The sequence below is a fragment of the Neorhodopirellula pilleata genome, assembly GCF_007859915.1.
GTDB classification, from domain to species: Bacteria; Planctomycetota; Planctomycetia; order Pirellulales; family Pirellulaceae; genus Rhodopirellula; species Rhodopirellula pilleata.
In genome coordinates this window covers 59,960-74,984 of record NZ_SJPM01000020.1, presented here as the reverse complement: position 1 = coordinate 74,984, position 15,025 = coordinate 59,960, and the positions used below count along the sequence as shown (strand labels likewise).

Here is a 15,025-nt window from a genome sequence, read left to right as displayed (position 1 = left end):
GTTACGTTGTACTTCACCCATCGCGTGATCCTGCTTTGCGTTTGAGTTGGTTGTAGTGAACCGATAAACGTAGCGTTTCACGCGATGGTTTCTACCCTAAAGGCGCGCTTGGTGAATAAGGCGGGGTTATTCGTGTTGCTACTCGTCTTGCGAAGACCGGGGCCCTCCAAAATTGCCTTATTCGCCTTTGCAATTGCTGCAATGAGAAGTTCTTCTTTCTGATATATGCTTTTCTTTGAAGCGTTTATCTTTTCTAGCACGCGTCTCCAGGCTTCGTTGTAGTTTGGATGTGATCCCGTGTGATAAATATTATCGAGTGGAATGCCGTTAAGCGCGGAGTCAATATTGAACCTGAGTCTTCTCAGCAAGGCATTATTTTTTAGCTCTTTCGGTATGACATGATGCGCCTCGATACCTCGACTCACAAGACTATTTAATGGCAAATCGTTCGCCTTCTCAAGTTGCTTACGTAAAATTTGTCCGTCACCCTTGTTCAGAGAACGTGATGCATTGAAGGCTTCCTGTAACAAGGTCTCCATTTTCGCGACTCGCCCAACGCCGGGAACGATCAAACGCAATCGTCCGGCAATCGTTGCTACAGGAAGTTTCCTCGCAAACTTACCGACGTTTGATGTGAAACCTCGTGCAAATTCTGCAACGGCGGGGCCAGCGATCGGCAGCGATCCTAATCATGGAACGTGGCTGGCACCATCCTTACAGCTGTTGGTGTTCGGTGGGGAGGCGTGTGCCGTGCCGGGCTAGATTCTCCTGGAAGAAGCTCGCGACGGCGTCAGGTTGGGTTCTTCGGTTTTTGCGAGTGAGTGAGTGATCGCACTGTCGAGACGAAGAAGGACACGAGTTCGATCAACAGAATCGAATGAACCTTAGACCTGAAACCCGAAAACCAACCTGACTTGTAGCTCGTGAACCTGATTCACCAGACGGGGACAAGCCCGTCGGGGTCTGTTTGTCGTTGGTGGGAGGTTTCAAGGTGTTGGCTTCGTTCTAGCCGGTAACCTGTGGCTCCGATGGGGCAAGCCCATCGGTGGCCCGCCCCCAGTCGGCTCGCCCGACTGGAGCGATGAAGAAGTCGCCTGTCGTTGGATGATGCTGTGCCCGAACCATCGCAAGGCGGACGGGTCGCCGATGGAACTGACCCAGCCAGAGATCAACTCCATCGCCGGTTGTCCGATTAAGCGTGAACAGATTCGGCGTCGTTTGAGTGATCTGAGTTGGTGGATGCGGTTGCTGTGCCAGCGTGTGGCAATGCCGGCCAACCGCGAGGACGAAGAACACGGTCGCTTTTTCCAAGATCGATACAAGGCGACTCGGTTTGGATCAAGCATCTTATTTGCTTCGCTCATCGGCCCAACAGGCCGATTGTGGCTGAGGCATGCACTTTTCTCATCGCAAACGCCGCCAGACCTGGCAAAACCCAAGCCGTCGAGGCTTCGGTGCAGGCGACTCTTGTTGAATCAGGGATGTAGCTCCGTTAAGCTACATGCGGATGAGCTGGCAAAGTGTCATGTCCTCAGGCTCTTAGAGGTGCCAAGAAGACAGGGTATCGGCTTTCGAGGTTAACACTATGAACCGCACACAGATACTACGCCGGATCCGCAAACGGTTTACCAGCCGTAAACCACTGAATCTGAGTGCTGTCCGAAGAGACGAACCCGATCTGATAGAGGCCGTTTACTCGCTCCAACCATACTTGGGATGGAAAGGTGTTCTGGAGGAAGCCGGAATCAAGTACGGTGACATTCGCGTTGAAGTACGGGAAAACGTCGAATGTCGAATTTGCGGAAAGCGTTTACGTTTGCTCAATGCACACCTGACGCAAACGCATGGTATCACGCCGGAAGAGTACCGCGACGACTATCCTAATGCGGAATTAGCGAGCGAATCGCTTCGCGAAGAGTTGACCGGGCGATTGCATAACGATCCACATCCGGATTTTCTGGAACATTGGGAACCGATCTACACACGGGAATACGTACTGGATCGATTGCACGAATACGCCCGGCAGGGCTATTGGATGAACATGGAATCGATCGGTCGGATCGATTGTTCTTTGATAGCCGCAGTCAACCACCACGTGAAGATGGACTGGGACAGCAGTCTACGCGCCATCGGCGTCGACCCAGCCGAGAACCGGGGCTTGGTGCGAGACGATGATTTCACTCTGGATGATTTCCGCCGGTGGCTGGGTCAGCGTGAGCAAGAGGGGCTTCATTGCACGTTCGGTCAAATCCGGCTCGAACGAGATTCGCGTGACCGATTTCCTCCCATGCTGACATGGGCTTTGCGGCGGTTCGGAAATTGGCGGGCCGCCTTGGTGGCCGCTGGTGCGGACCTTTCCAAACCCATTTTTGGCGGGCACCAGTTCTTGTCCGAACGCGCCGTGAAAGCCGAGATCAAACGTCTCAAAGACGCCGATGCGGATCTGTCTCACACAGCGGTTTGCTTGCTGCCGCAGGGCACTCAATTGACCAGCGCCGGCATTCGGTTCTTCGGTCGCTGGGAAGCCGCTCTTGATGCGGCGCGCGTCCCCAAGCGACTCCGCGGTAAGCGAACTCAATACGAAACCGCTGACGACGTCCGACAAGCCATCACCGCACGCATCGAACACCAGTTTCCACTATCGCCCTTGGAGCTTTATTATGGATCTAGGTCTGACATCGAACTTTGGAAAAAATCTTTCAAACACTTCGGTAGCTGGCGAAAAGCCGTCGCCGAAGCGGGCGGTGCCGCGAAACATATTCGCCAAGCGAGACAAACCCCCTTTTCGACCAAGGCGAAGGTGATAGCCGAATTAAGACGCCGTACCGCCGCAGGGCAGCTGCTGGCTCGCCGAGAAATGAGTAACGACGAGGACGACAAGCAACTTTATGCAATGGCGACCGGCTGGTTCGGCAGTTGGCAAGCGGCCGTACGGGCTTCGGGAATCGATCCCAAAACCTACCACGAATGGAATCTCAACCCAAAACGAAAATACACCGACCCCAAGCACGTCCTCGCGGCCATCCGCCGACGCCGTCGCGAAGGCCACCCGCTCAACGCTCGCGGCTTTACTCACGGAGACCATCAGGACGTACCCTTGTTGTACACAGCTCGTAAGCTATTCGGCACGTTGCAGAAAGCCATCGACGCCGCCGGGCTTGATTACCAAAAGATTGCCAGGAAGCATCAAGATTACGAAGCGATGAAGGAACGAACCTATCGAACCTACGAGACAAAACAAGAAGTGATCGACGAGATCCAGCGACGCTTTCGAGAATCGATCCCGCTCAACTACCGCGCCGTCAGCCACGGTGACGATAGCATCCGAGATTGGGCACTAATCACCGCAGCCAAAGCACACTTCGCCGGAGACTGGGACCGAGCCTTAAGAGTCGCTGGCATCGACCTCAAGACCATCCAACCCGACTGGGTCCGCCAACGAAAAAGCAAACTCAAAACGCAACGCCGGACCACTTCATGATTATCGCGGTCGAAGTGCCCGATGGTGACCCAGCGCTTCAAAGCCGACCTCTTCTCGGGTCACTTGTTTGGGGCCGATCCGACGACCTTGGGGACATAGCACCGCAGAGGCTATTGACTTGGCACCCTGTAGCGGAAATTGCGACGGCGTCGAGTTTGCTGAATTGGTAGCCAATGGGGTGCGTGATGGCACGGATGAGTCGGGCGGAAGTTTTTGATCCGGGCGAAGTCGCTGTCGGACACGTGTTTAGCCGTACCGTCAGACGGTGCTTTCTCATGGGCGATGATCTTGTCCCTGGGAAGAACTTCGACCATCACAAATGCTGGCTGGAGGAAAATTTGCAGCAATTCACGGCGTATTTCGGGATCGATCTGCTTTGCTACAGTTTGCTTTCGAATCATTTTCATTTAATTCTTAGCTCTCGACCGGACGTCGTTAGGACTTGGAGCGATGAAGAAGTCGCCCGTCGGTGGATGATGCTGTGCCTCAACCATCGCATTAAGGACGAGGCATCACTCGCTCACGCGCTTTGAAGTAGCGATGATTGTGCGTCAAGAATACTCGTACTCAATGAAATGGTACTCGTATTCGAAACACATTGTTGAGCACGAGCACGAGTACCGCCGAGGGCTGAGTACGAGTACGAGAGCCTGGTTGAATGCGAGTTCCTGGCCTCTTGGTTTGCACTGCGCAGCTTCAAAACTTACGCGTCGGTTTACAATCAACAGTCCACTAGATCATCAGGCCGCAAGCGGGCTGTTGATTAATCGTAACCCGATGCGTCAGCGAGGGATGAGTCAATTTCAATTATCCCTCGCTTACGCAGCTCGTCGTACCACACAAGTCCGTAGATTGATGCCGTTGCGTTTGAAGCCTTGATTGGTTTTCGAGATGGACAGTTTTGTGGTCCGATTCAAGTTGCCCAGCGGAGCAAGGCAGAAGAACCCCTCCCTTTGGGAGGGGTCGAGCGAAGCGAGGGGGAGGGCGAGTATGGGACCCACGCTACTTCGACGATCTGTTTCTTTTTTCCAGCTCGATGCGCTGGCGTGTTGCAACGCTCGACGATCCGCCGCGTCGTTGACGAAATTCATACCGCAAACCAAGTCGACGAGCGATCGCGTTCGCCACTGATTCGGGATCAGCCAGCACTTCTTCATTCGAGAAACGAATGATGGCCCATCCCTTGCTTTTTAAAAACGCTTCGCGGGCTACATCCTTTGGAAGTTGCGTTTCGTGATACTCGCCATCCAGTTCAACGCTGAGTCTCGCCTGGACACAAGCAAAATCCAACACATAGGGCGGCTCGGGATGTTGGCGTCTGAACTTCAACTGACAAACTTGTTTCCCACGAACGACTGCCCAAAGAAGTGCCTCCGCCTTGGTTTGCCGTTGACGTAGTGTTCGTGCGTCTTGAATCGGAGATCGGTTCGTCATCGAATTCAAATCAGTGCGTTGAAAAATGATGCCCGGCCCTCCCCCTCGCTTCGCTCGACCCCTCCCAGAGGGAGGGGTTCATGGGAATCGTCAATCACCTAGAGAACGAGAGCACCGGGTGAACCATCATTCGCGTGCCGAACTGAAAGTCCAGCCCACAGTTTTGTCGTCCTCACAAGACACGAGAGATGTGTGGTACAGTGAGCTGCGTAAGCGAGGGATAATTGATATTGACTCATCTCTCGCTTGCGCGTCGGGTTTGTATGGTTGCGGCGTGCAAGCATGAGCGGTTATTCAGCCGATCTCGACAAGCGATGTTCCCGTCATCTCGGCCGGCTTTTCCAGGCCTAGCAAAGCCAGCACGGTCGGCGCGATGTCCGCCAAACGTCCGCCCTCACGAAGCTTCTTGCCTTTCAACTCAGGATCAACCAGGATCAAAGGAACCGTATAGGTCGTGTGCGCGGTGTGCGGTCCGCCGGTTTCCGGGTCCACCATTTGTTCACAATTACCATGGTCGGCCGTGACGACAAGCGAACCGCCGGCGGCCAAGGTCGCCTCCACGATCCGACCGACGCAATCATCGACCTTTTCCACCGCAGCGATCGCCGCCTGCAACACGCCGGTGTGCCCGACCATGTCACCGTTGGCAAAGTTCACGATATACACATCATTCTCGCCGGCCTTGAGTTGTTCGACGACTTGTTCGGTGATGCCTTCGGCCGACATCTCGGGCTTTTGATCGTACGTCGACACGTCGCGCGGCGACGGGGCCATTCCCCAGTTTTCACCACCGAAGGGATCGTCACGGTAATCATTGAAGAAGAACGTCACGTGCGGATACTTTTCGGTTTCCGCACATCGAAACTGTTTCAAGCCCGCCTTCGCGATGACTTCGCCGAGGATGTTCGGCATCTTGGCCGGTTTTTCAAAAATCACTTTCACCGGCAAGCCCGTTTCGTAGCCCGTCATCGTGGCGAAGTACAGGTCGTCGATCTTCGCACCCCGATCAAACCCACTACCGGGGATGTCTTTCCAAGCCGCATCGTCGAACGTGAACGCTTTGGTGATCTCCCGTGTGCGGTCGCCGCGGTAGTTCATGAACATCACCGCGTCACCGGGCTGAATCGTGATCGGCGATCCGCCTTCGGGAACGATCGAGGTCGCTTCGATGAACTCGTCACCGGTTCGATTCGAATCGGTCGGATGGTCGTAATAGTTTTGAATCGCGGCGGCGGCCGACGTTGCCGTTCTATCGGTTCCTCGGGTCAACATGTTGTAGGCCGCTTGCACGCGTTCCCAACGCAGGTCGCGGTCCATTGCATAAAACCGGCCGATCACCGATGCGACGATGCCCACGCCGGAGGAATTGCATTTGTCTTCGATCTGCGAGACGAATCCCAAGCCGCTGTGTGGTGTCGTGTCGCGTCCGTCGGTGATCGCGTGAATCGCCAACCGGTCGCCGGTCAGCGCGTTGCGTTTGGCCAAATCGATCGCCGCCATCGCGTGTTGCAAATCGCTGTGGACGCGTCCGTCGGACATTAACCCCAGAATATGCAACCGACCACCGGAAGCCTTGACGTGTTCGATCGCTCCGGTCACGACGGGATTGGAAAAGAACGAATCGTCACGAATCGCGCGGGTGATCCGCATCACCTCCTGGTCAACGATCCGTCCCGCACCGATGTTCTGGTGCCCGACTTCGCTGTTGCCCATCACCCCGTCGGGTAGTCCGACATCCTCGCCCGACGTCGCGATCAGGACCGACGGGTAGTCGCGGGTCAGCCCATCGTCGACGGGCTTTTTGGCCAAGAAAACGGCATTGCAATCGTTCCATTTCGGGTCGGGATTTTGGCCCCATCCGTCGCGGACGATCAAAACAACGGGGCGGCGGCGTAATTGAGTCACGGTGATTTGGCAGAAATGCGGAAACAGATTCAAACGGGCTGGTCCCACAACGGGCCAGCATTTCGTCTTCTACCATATCGAAAAAGAGCCAAAACAAGTAGCAGTGGTTACAATCGATCGAATCGAACGAACGGTTCGGTCTGACCGCCCCGCCCCACCCCCAACACACGCCCACCTGAAATGTCCCCATATTGTCGCTTGGCTTTTTTTGCGTTTCTGTTCGCGTCGATTCAACTCGCGACCTTTATCAACGCATCAGCCGCCGATTCCGCCTCGCGGCCCAATGTCTTGATGATCTGCATCGATGACCTCAAGCCGACGATCGGTTGTTACGGTGATCCGGTCGCGATCACCCCCCACATCGATCGCCTCGCCGGTCGCGGGGTGCGATTCGAGAACGCCTACTGCAACCAAGCCGTCTGCAGTCCCAGTCGCAACTCGCTGATGACGGGCCTGCGTCCGCAAACGATCGGCGTCTACGATCTGCCCACCCATTTCCGCCTTGCCGCACCCGATGCCGTCACGATGACACAACACTTCATCGCCGGTGGCTACCACGCGGCCGGCTTGGGGAAGATCTACCACGTCGGCCACGGCAACATTGATGACAAAGCATCCTGGAGTGAACCGTGGTGGAAACCCAGCATGCCGAGCTATCGCCTCGAATCCAGCATCGCCGCTTACACGGTCGACGGCAACGGCAAGCGTCGCGGCCCACCGACCGAACGCGCCGACGTCAGTGATGACGATTACAGTGACGGCCAGATCGCGATCGAAGCGATGAAACGATTGAACCAATTGTCACAAGACAACGACCAACCGTTTTTCCTTGCGGTCGGCTTTCTAAAACCGCATTTGCCGTTCGTTGCACCGGAGAAGTACTGGGCCGCTTATGATCCCGATCAGCTTCCGATGCCCGAAGTCTTGAATCGGCCTAAGGATGCCCCCGATTACGCCGGCCAAGCCGGTGGCGAACTGCGAAACTACAGCGGGATGAAAGAACAATGGCCCGTCGACCAAGCCATGACGCGTCACTTGATTCATGGCTACTACGCCGCCACCAGTTACGTCGATGCCCAAATCGGACGCGTCCTCGATGAACTCGATCGTTTGCAACTTACCGATAACACGCTCGTCGTGCTGTGGGGCGATCATGGATGGCACCTTGGCGATCACGGCATGTGGTGCAAACACACCAACTATGAACAAGCCGCCCGGATCCCGGTCATCGTCGCCGGACCGAACGTCGACGTCGGCAAGCCGAGTCCCGCGCTGATCGAGACCGTCGACATCTATCCGACCCTAGCGGAATTGGCCGGCCTACCTAAACCAAGCGGCCTCGATGGAACCAGTTTCGCCGCCTCGACCGCCGACGCATCGCAACCGGCCCGACCCCACGTCACTCACGTCTACCCACGAGGTTCGCGGTTGGGACGTGCGATCCGCGACAATCGCTACCGGATGGTCCAGTGGAAACCCATCGGCGCTCCGGACGCCGAAGCGGAGATCGAACTTTACGATTACGAAAACGATCCTCTGGAGACGGTCAACGTCGCCGCCAAGCATCCCGAGATCGTGCAAGCGATGCTCGACTTGTTGAAACTTCAAGGCGAAGCGAAACCGCAGTTCGTTAAGTCGAAATCGTCCAAGGCGTCCAAGAATGTTTCGGGGAATACGTCGAGTAAAGCACCCAAGAAAGAAGTCGATCGAGCGGAAGCCTTTCGAAAGAGAGACGCCGATCAGGATGGCTTTCTCACCCTGGAAGAATTCTTGTCACGTCAACCCGATCCCGAGGAAGCCCCGAAACGATTCCCGAAATTCGATCGCAATTCAGACGGAAAGCTGAGTCTCGAAGAGTACGTGAAATCGGGCAAGTAAGAGTGCGCGTGGTGGTTTGTGCTGTGTCCCAAGGCTACGTGGTTCCTGTTCCGTGGTGGCGACTTTCAGTCGCCAGTTGCATGCCGCGTGTTATGATTAAATCAACAAGCCGCACTCACATTGGCGACTGAAAGTCGCCACCACACGTCAAACAAAAAAACTTAGCCGCCTGTCTACTTGACCAAGAACTCACTGAACACGGCGTCGGTATTAACGACTCGCAATCCCACCGTTCCCGATGAGTAAGTATCGTCGCTGTGTTCGATCTTGGTTTCGCCGTTGTGCTTGACCGTGATTTGATCTCCTTTCATATCCACGAAAAGCTGTTGTGGTTTCGCGGTGTCGATCGTCGTTTGAGTCCGAGTCAGCTCTCGCCACATGGAGCCATCCATGGTCCCAAGAATGACTAGATTCGTCTGCGGGATTAAACCGGCAAAGTAACCGCGTTGGGCATCGTAGCCGACCGACGCACCGGTGCATCGAAACAACATTCCGGCATCACGCGCGTTGGCATTGCCGAGAAAGTCGATCGCCACCTGCGCCTGGAAGTCGTCGGGAACGTCGTGATCAAGAACCACTTTCTCACCGCTGCGATACTCATTGATCGGCGTTTCGGGAACGTGACCGAGTCGAATCGTTTCGGAATCGATTGTGGCGTATTGATGATGTCCGTAGTAGGAAAACGAGCCGGTCGAATCTGAGACGGGGCGCGGCGGATCACCGGAGGGACGAGGCAGTGGGACACCCGCATTGGCCGGCTCGCCGAAGATCGGATAACCGCGGCGACCGACCTGCATGGGCTGGACATAGATCACCCGTCGCCAGCCTGGGCTGCGATCTCGTTTGGCGTGGAAAACGTGCCACCACTGTTTCTCATCGGGTGACTTGACGAAACACGAATGCCCGATGCCGTACGTCGAAGCGTTGCCTTCGAAGATAGGCTTGTTTCGTTTGGTCCAGGATTCCGGCTTGAGCGGATCGTCGCCGGTCAGTTCGAGTAATCCGAGCTTGTAGGTCGGTAACCATGAACCGCCACACGAATAAACAATGGCCGTGCTGTTCTTGGCCTGAAAGACTTGCGGACCTTCGTTGAGTCCACGGGCTTCGGCTTGAGGTTCGACACGTTCCCAAAGGTAATCGTCGTTGTCACAGATTCTCACTCGCGGGCCGACCAATTCCGTCGGCGACGTCATCGCGGCGATGTACAAATACTGTTGATCGGTGCCCGGCGCGTCCCAACCGGACCAAACCGCATAACGCTTGCCGTTATGCTGGAGCACCGTCATGTCGATGGCCCAAATGTTGGGATCGTCGCGACTGTCGCCTTCGCCCGTTGCCAAAGGACCGACCAGTTCGTAGGAACCGAGCGGGTCGGACGTTTCCGAACGCAATACGTAAGCGAGGTGATTGTGGTTGTCGCCATCGGAGGCCGCAAAATAAATATGCCACCGATCGTCCAGACAATGCAATTCGGGAGCCCAGATCTCCTGCGAATACGGTCCTTCGTCGGGTGCCCGCCACACGATGTGTTTGGTTCCAATGCTAGTCAACGTATCGCTGGTATGGATCGCGATCGCACGGTTGCCGTCGGAAAAACACCATAGATAGCGATCCGCATTCGGGTCACGAGTCACCCACGGATCGGCTCCCTCGGCGATCGGATTGACGAACAAGTTTGGTTCGAGCGAGCCCACGTTGTCTGGACCTGGCCAGCTCGGGTCGCCAGCGTCCTTGGGCAGTTGCTCGTTCCACTTCATCAGTTCGGCGTGCAACCGTTGGGCGACGTCGTTGTGTTTGTCGATCTGGTTGGTCGACTCGCTCGGATCCGCGTGAAGATCGTATAGCTGGGGATCACTCCCGTCGTAATTGACCAAGTACTTCCAACGTCCGTCGCGAACGGCCAAGTCCGGATTGTCTTGATCTTGGTTTCCTGGTCGATCCGGCGGACGCCGCCAGAAGATCGGCGCATCCCGGCTTTCCTTTTCCCGTCCCAAGATCGTCGGCAACAGGTTTTCGCCATCAAGTTGAACGTCGTCCGGCGGTGAGATTCCCGCCAGCGTGTACAGCGACCGATTGACGTCCAACGCGCACAAGACGGAGGTGTCATTCGTCGTCCCGGCAACATCGTCGGCCAAGACACCTGGTCCCCAAACGATCAGCGGACTTCGCACGCCGCCTTCGTAGAGCCATGTCTTGGCACCCCGCAACGGGTCGGACGATCCGGCACCTTCCTCGTGACCGTTGTCACTCATCACAAGGATCAAAGTGTTGTCACGCAGTTTCTCATCGTTGCGAACTCGATCGAACAAAACGCCAAGCTGTTGGTCCATGGCATCGAGAACGGCGTAGTAGAGGGCACGTTTGCTTTCGTCGGTTTGGTCTCGCAACACCTCCGGTGGAAAGAATGGTGAATGCACGTCGTCGGGCCACAGGTTCACAAAGAACGGCTGGTCACTCGCGGCAGCACGATCAATGAAAGTGAGTGCCTCATCGACGAACGCGGCCGTGATCACGCTGCGGTCTTCCCAGCGAATGGGGCCTCGGCCCAAGTCGCCCGATCCGAGATCGTGTTTCTTCGCTGGCTTGCCGTCATAAGCATCCTTGAGCGGCAAAACGCGAGGTCCGAGCCCTTCAAAATTCGTCAAACTTTCGTCAAAACCGTACGCACCGATCAGAGGTGCGTCACCCACATCGCGTTGGCCGCCCATGTGCCATTTTCCGAAGTGGCCGGTTGTGTATCCGGTGTTTTTCAACTCGCGAGCGAGCATCGGGGCACTCGGATCGAGCCACTGGGCCACACCCCGCGAACGGTTCAAGTCGCGATGCGCCAAATACGATGAGATCCGGTGACGTTGTGGGTACTGCCCGGTGCTCAGCGCCACTCGCGATGGGGAACAAATCGGCGAGTTGACGTAGAAGTTGCGAAACCGCAAGCCTTCGTCGGCTAGCCGATCGATGTTCTCTGTTGTCGTTCGCGTTCCACCGTAAGACGACAGGTCCGACCAACCCATGTCGTCAATGAACACCGTGATGATGTTCGGCTTTTGGTTCGCCAGTGGTTGCGGCGGTCCGAAGACCGTCTGCGTGTCTCCGGTCTCTCGCATCCAGCCATCGATGCTCTTACGCAGCGAATCGAGCTCCGATTGATATCGCGGCTCGTTGACCAAGTTCACCTGTTCGTATGGATCGGTGTTGGTGTTGTAAAACTCTTCGGCCGGGCGGATTTGGTAGTTTCGCACTTTCTCCCGCGCGTCTGGATCGGTGGTGGCTGCATCAACCCAACTTGACCAATATCCACTGTCGCCGGTGTTCTTGGTGACGTGACTGAGAAAGCGAAATTCCGGATGCAGGTTTCGAATGTACTTACAACCATCGGCCGTTCGCGCGGCGCGAATCGGAAACACGTTGAAACTACCGTCACCACTATGCGTTGTGTAAATCACATCACGGTGCTCGGCCGTTTTGCCTTGAAGGACCGGTAAGAACGAACGACCGTCGATGTCCGTCGGTGATGCTTCGTCGGCGACGTCCAACAACGTGGGCAGGATATCGATCCAAGACACCATCGCATTCGTCCGGGTGCCGTTGGCGATCCGTCCAGGCCAACTGACGATCAAGGGTGTACGAACGCCGTCTTCGTAGAGGTTCCATTTTCCGAACGGCCACTGCGCACCGTGGTCACTCGTGTGCAGGAAGAAGACATCGTCGCCGAGAACTTCACGGGCGGCATCGTAGACCTTGCCGAGTTCTTGATCCATCTTGCCGATCGCCGCTACATATCGGGCACGCCAGGTTCGCGACGTCGGCGTATCGATATGATTGGGCGGAACGACCAGTTCGTCTTGATCGATGTCTTCGGTGTCGGTCGGCCACGGCACGTGCGGCCAATTCGTTCCCACGAACAAGCACAGCGGCTTGGTACTTTTACGATCCTTGAGCCACATGACCGCTTCGTCGACCGCCACGTCCTCGTGATAGTTGAAATGCCGAGCGATGTCGAATCCATATTCCGTTGTCTGTCGATAGTGACCGACCTTTCCGAACGACACCACTTGATACCCGGCCTCCTGTAGGTAAGCCGGTAGCTTCTTCAGATCCGCGTGGGGGCGTGAGTGGTTCGGTTCGGCACCATTGTTGGCCGGGTACATTCCCGTCAATAAAGCTGCGCGACTGGGGGCACACGAGGGCGAGGCGACGAAGGCTTGTTCGAACGTCATGCCGGCGCTCGCCAAACGTTGCATGTTCGGCGTTCGAATGTCGGGCGATCCGTACACCGAGGAGTCGCGCCAGGTGTGATCGTCGGACAGAAACACCACCATGTCAGGCTTTCGCGAGCCGGCTTGTCCATCGGGCGTCGCGGCGATCGCGGCCAGCGTCATGAAGGACGCCGACAAGCTCGCTAGGTGGATGAGAGAACGCAGAAAAATCATAGAAAACGATCCATCGGGGTGAGCGGCACGTTGTGGGGATTTCGACACACGATCATTGTTTTTCGAATGCACTTTCCATTCAATGTGATCGCAAGTCAAAGGACTTGAATATGTTGTCACGTTCTCAGGGTAACAGGAACGGCTGATCTCTAGGCTCTTAAGCCTGCTACGCCGCAAACATACAAGCCCGACGCGCAACAGTCTGTTGATTGAATCGTTTAACGGCAAGCCGCAGGCGACTGCGTTTTCAAACACTGTCGCCTGCGGCTTGCCGTTAAACGAAAACGCCCAAAAAGTGGCATTGGCTTCCAGTCTGTGTTTTCCACAGGCTGGAAGCCTTTTTATACCCCACATCTTTTTGACCCCCACGAGCTCGTCTCGTGGGTGAATAAGGTTCGCAAGCTAGACAACGACGCCCTCCCAACCTTCCGATTTTCACTTGTGCTCGCCGCTTCAAGCGGCGAGCACAAGTGAAAATCGGAAGGTTGGGCGAATTGCGGCTCGTGTCTAGCTTGCCAACCTGGGCTTCCTGCCAGACGAGCTGGCAGGGGAGCATTACACAAGGACTTGTGGGGTACAAAGAGGTTGGAAGCTTATGCCACTTATTGTTCACGCGATGCTAGATGTTGTAGGAACGCTTTGGCTTAGGCTTTCTTACGACGATTGACGATCGCATCGAGTTTCTCTTTTTCTTTCTTGAGAACTTCCTCGCTGATTTCAGCCGGCTGGATCGGATCGTGATTGAGGGGCTCATCGGCGGGAATCGTTCGCATTTGAATGTTGCGATACCACACCGGATCGCCGTGGTCCTGAAGCGAGAGTGATCCTTCTCGGGCGTCGAGTTTGCCACCACGTTTTTCCAGCATGTCGACATTGAACGCCCACTTGGGATCGGTGTAATCGAAATCGATTACTTTCTTTCCGTTGAGCCAATGTTGGACAACGGTTCCCTTGCCCACGATGCGGGCTTGGTTCCACTGGCCGACCGGACGAGTCGCGTCTTCGGACGGCTGCATGCAAAAGTACAGTGACGCGGCACTGGTTCGAGGGTTCTCTCCGTCACGGTGCTTGCTGTTATCCAGAATTTGATATTCGTATTGGCCGGGTCGGTAATAGACACCGCTGTTGCTGCCTTCGCCGACTTTCCATTCGAAGCGAAGTTCAAAGTCGTCGGGCACTTTGGATTTGGCATACGTCAGACTTCCGCCTTTGCCTTCGCGAGTGATCTCGCCGTTGACGACTGACCAGTTACCACTGTGTTTCCATCCTTCCAAGTCGACACCGTTGAACAGTGATTCGAACTCGGTGGAATGGGCTGACTCATCCGTATTGGCCGTTCGTTTGGCAACGCCCAGTTCGGCAAGCTTCGCGGCAACCGATTCGCCATGCGACGCAGTCTGGACCGCTTTATCGATGTGCAAGACTTTGCCGTCGACGCCCACATAATAGGTCCAGCGATTGGAAACTCCACGTTCGTTGAGACAACCGAGTGCCTTGGCAAAACGCTTGCTAGGATCGCTCAAGATCGGGTAGTCCAAGTCCAGACTTTTGGCGAAGTCCGCGTTCAGTTCCGGAGTATCGCAACTGGCGGCAAAATAGGCGACGTCGAATGCCTTCAGCTGATCGCTGTTTTCGCGCAGCGATTTGCATTCCTTGGTGCAGCCCCCCGTGAACGCTTTGGGAAACCAAGCAATCACGATCGCCTGCTCGCCGATCAGATCGGTGCTGGAATACGTCTTGCCGTCGCTGCCTTGCAACACAAACTCGGGAAGCGGGTCGCCGACTTCCACCTCACCTTTGGCTGAAGTGCAGGCGAGGAGCATCAAGCAGAGAGCCGCTCCGGTAAACATGTGCTTACAAATCATTATCAATACCTATCGAGTGACGTCATAACGGA

9 protein-coding genes are annotated in these 15,025 nt (G+C 55.8%); 2 read left to right on the top strand and 7 right to left on the bottom strand.

The annotated features are described in order from the left end of the window. Nucleotides 1-77: 77 nt before the first annotated feature. A complete protein-coding gene (locus tag Pla100_RS27235; RefSeq protein ID WP_146582001.1) occupies nt 78-578 on the bottom strand; it encodes an AHH domain-containing protein in 501 nt (166 codons plus the stop codon). Nucleotides 579-1,005: 427 nt separating this feature from the next. After that, a complete protein-coding gene (locus Pla100_RS31265; protein ID WP_197168276.1) occupies nt 1,006-1,296 on the bottom strand; it encodes a hypothetical protein in 291 nt (96 codons plus the stop codon). A 289-nt stretch (nt 1,297-1,585) separates the two neighbouring features. Between Pla100_RS31265 and Pla100_RS27225 the strand changes: the two genes are divergently transcribed. Further along, nucleotides 1,586-3,481, top strand: coding sequence for a MucR family transcriptional regulator (locus tag Pla100_RS27225; RefSeq protein ID WP_146581999.1), 1,896 nt, complete (start codon nt 1,586-1,588; stop codon nt 3,479-3,481). A 110-nt stretch (nt 3,482-3,591) separates the two neighbouring features. On the opposite strand, the gene Pla100_RS31260 is transcribed toward Pla100_RS27225, so the two are convergent. The 3 genes from Pla100_RS31260 to gpmI all read right to left on the bottom strand — a co-directional run bounded on the left by Pla100_RS31260 (nt 3,592) and on the right by gpmI (nt 6,820). Next, on the bottom strand, nt 3,592-3,888 hold the full coding sequence (locus Pla100_RS31260) for a hypothetical protein (RefSeq protein WP_197168275.1): 297 nt from the start codon (nt 3,886-3,888) through the stop codon (nt 3,592-3,594). A 595-nt stretch (nt 3,889-4,483) separates the two neighbouring features. Continuing rightward, complete coding sequence (locus Pla100_RS27215) at nt 4,484-4,915, bottom strand: endonuclease domain-containing protein (RefSeq protein ID WP_146581997.1); 432 nt, start codon at nt 4,913-4,915, stop codon at nt 4,484-4,486. 294 nt (nt 4,916-5,209) lie between these two features. Then, on the bottom strand, nt 5,210-6,820 hold the full coding sequence (gpmI, locus tag Pla100_RS27210) for a 2,3-bisphosphoglycerate-independent phosphoglycerate mutase (protein ID WP_146582020.1): 1,611 nt from the start codon (nt 6,818-6,820) through the stop codon (nt 5,210-5,212). 180 nt (nt 6,821-7,000) lie between these two features. Here gpmI and Pla100_RS27205 point away from each other — a divergent pair, with 180 nt between their 5' ends. Next, nucleotides 7,001-8,698 carry a sulfatase-like hydrolase/transferase gene (locus tag Pla100_RS27205; protein ID WP_146581995.1) on the top strand — a complete coding sequence of 566 codons (1,698 nt, stop codon included), beginning with the start codon at nt 7,001-7,003 and terminating at the stop codon, nt 8,696-8,698. A 173-nt stretch (nt 8,699-8,871) separates the two neighbouring features. Here Pla100_RS27205 and Pla100_RS27200 read toward each other — a convergent pair whose 3' ends face one another. Together Pla100_RS27200 and Pla100_RS27195 are read right to left on the bottom strand one after the other, a co-directional pair. Beyond that, a complete protein-coding gene (locus Pla100_RS27200; RefSeq protein ID WP_197168274.1) occupies nt 8,872-13,128 on the bottom strand; it encodes a sulfatase-like hydrolase/transferase in 4,257 nt (1,418 codons plus the stop codon). A 644-nt stretch (nt 13,129-13,772) separates the two neighbouring features. Then, a complete protein-coding gene (locus Pla100_RS27195; protein WP_197168273.1) occupies nt 13,773-14,993 on the bottom strand; it encodes a family 16 glycoside hydrolase in 1,221 nt (406 codons plus the stop codon). Nucleotides 14,994-15,025 lie beyond the last annotated feature (32 nt).

Coding starts and splice junctions, on each gene's coding strand:
- Pla100_RS27225 (WP_146581999.1), top strand. CDS start 1,586: ATGAACCGCACACAGATACTACGCCGGATCCGCAAACGGTTTACCAGC.
- Pla100_RS31260 (WP_197168275.1), bottom strand. CDS start 3,888: ATGAAAATGATTCGAAAGCAAACTGTAGCAAAGCAGATCGATCCCGAA.
- Pla100_RS27215 (WP_146581997.1), bottom strand. CDS start 4,915: ATGACGAACCGATCTCCGATTCAAGACGCACGAACACTACGTCAACGG.
- Pla100_RS27205 (WP_146581995.1), top strand. CDS start 7,001: ATGTCCCCATATTGTCGCTTGGCTTTTTTTGCGTTTCTGTTCGCGTCG.
- Pla100_RS27200 (WP_197168274.1), bottom strand. CDS start 13,128: ATGATTTTTCTGCGTTCTCTCATCCACCTAGCGAGCTTGTCGGCGTCC.
- Pla100_RS27195 (WP_197168273.1), bottom strand. CDS start 14,993: ATGATTTGTAAGCACATGTTTACCGGAGCGGCTCTCTGCTTGATGCTC.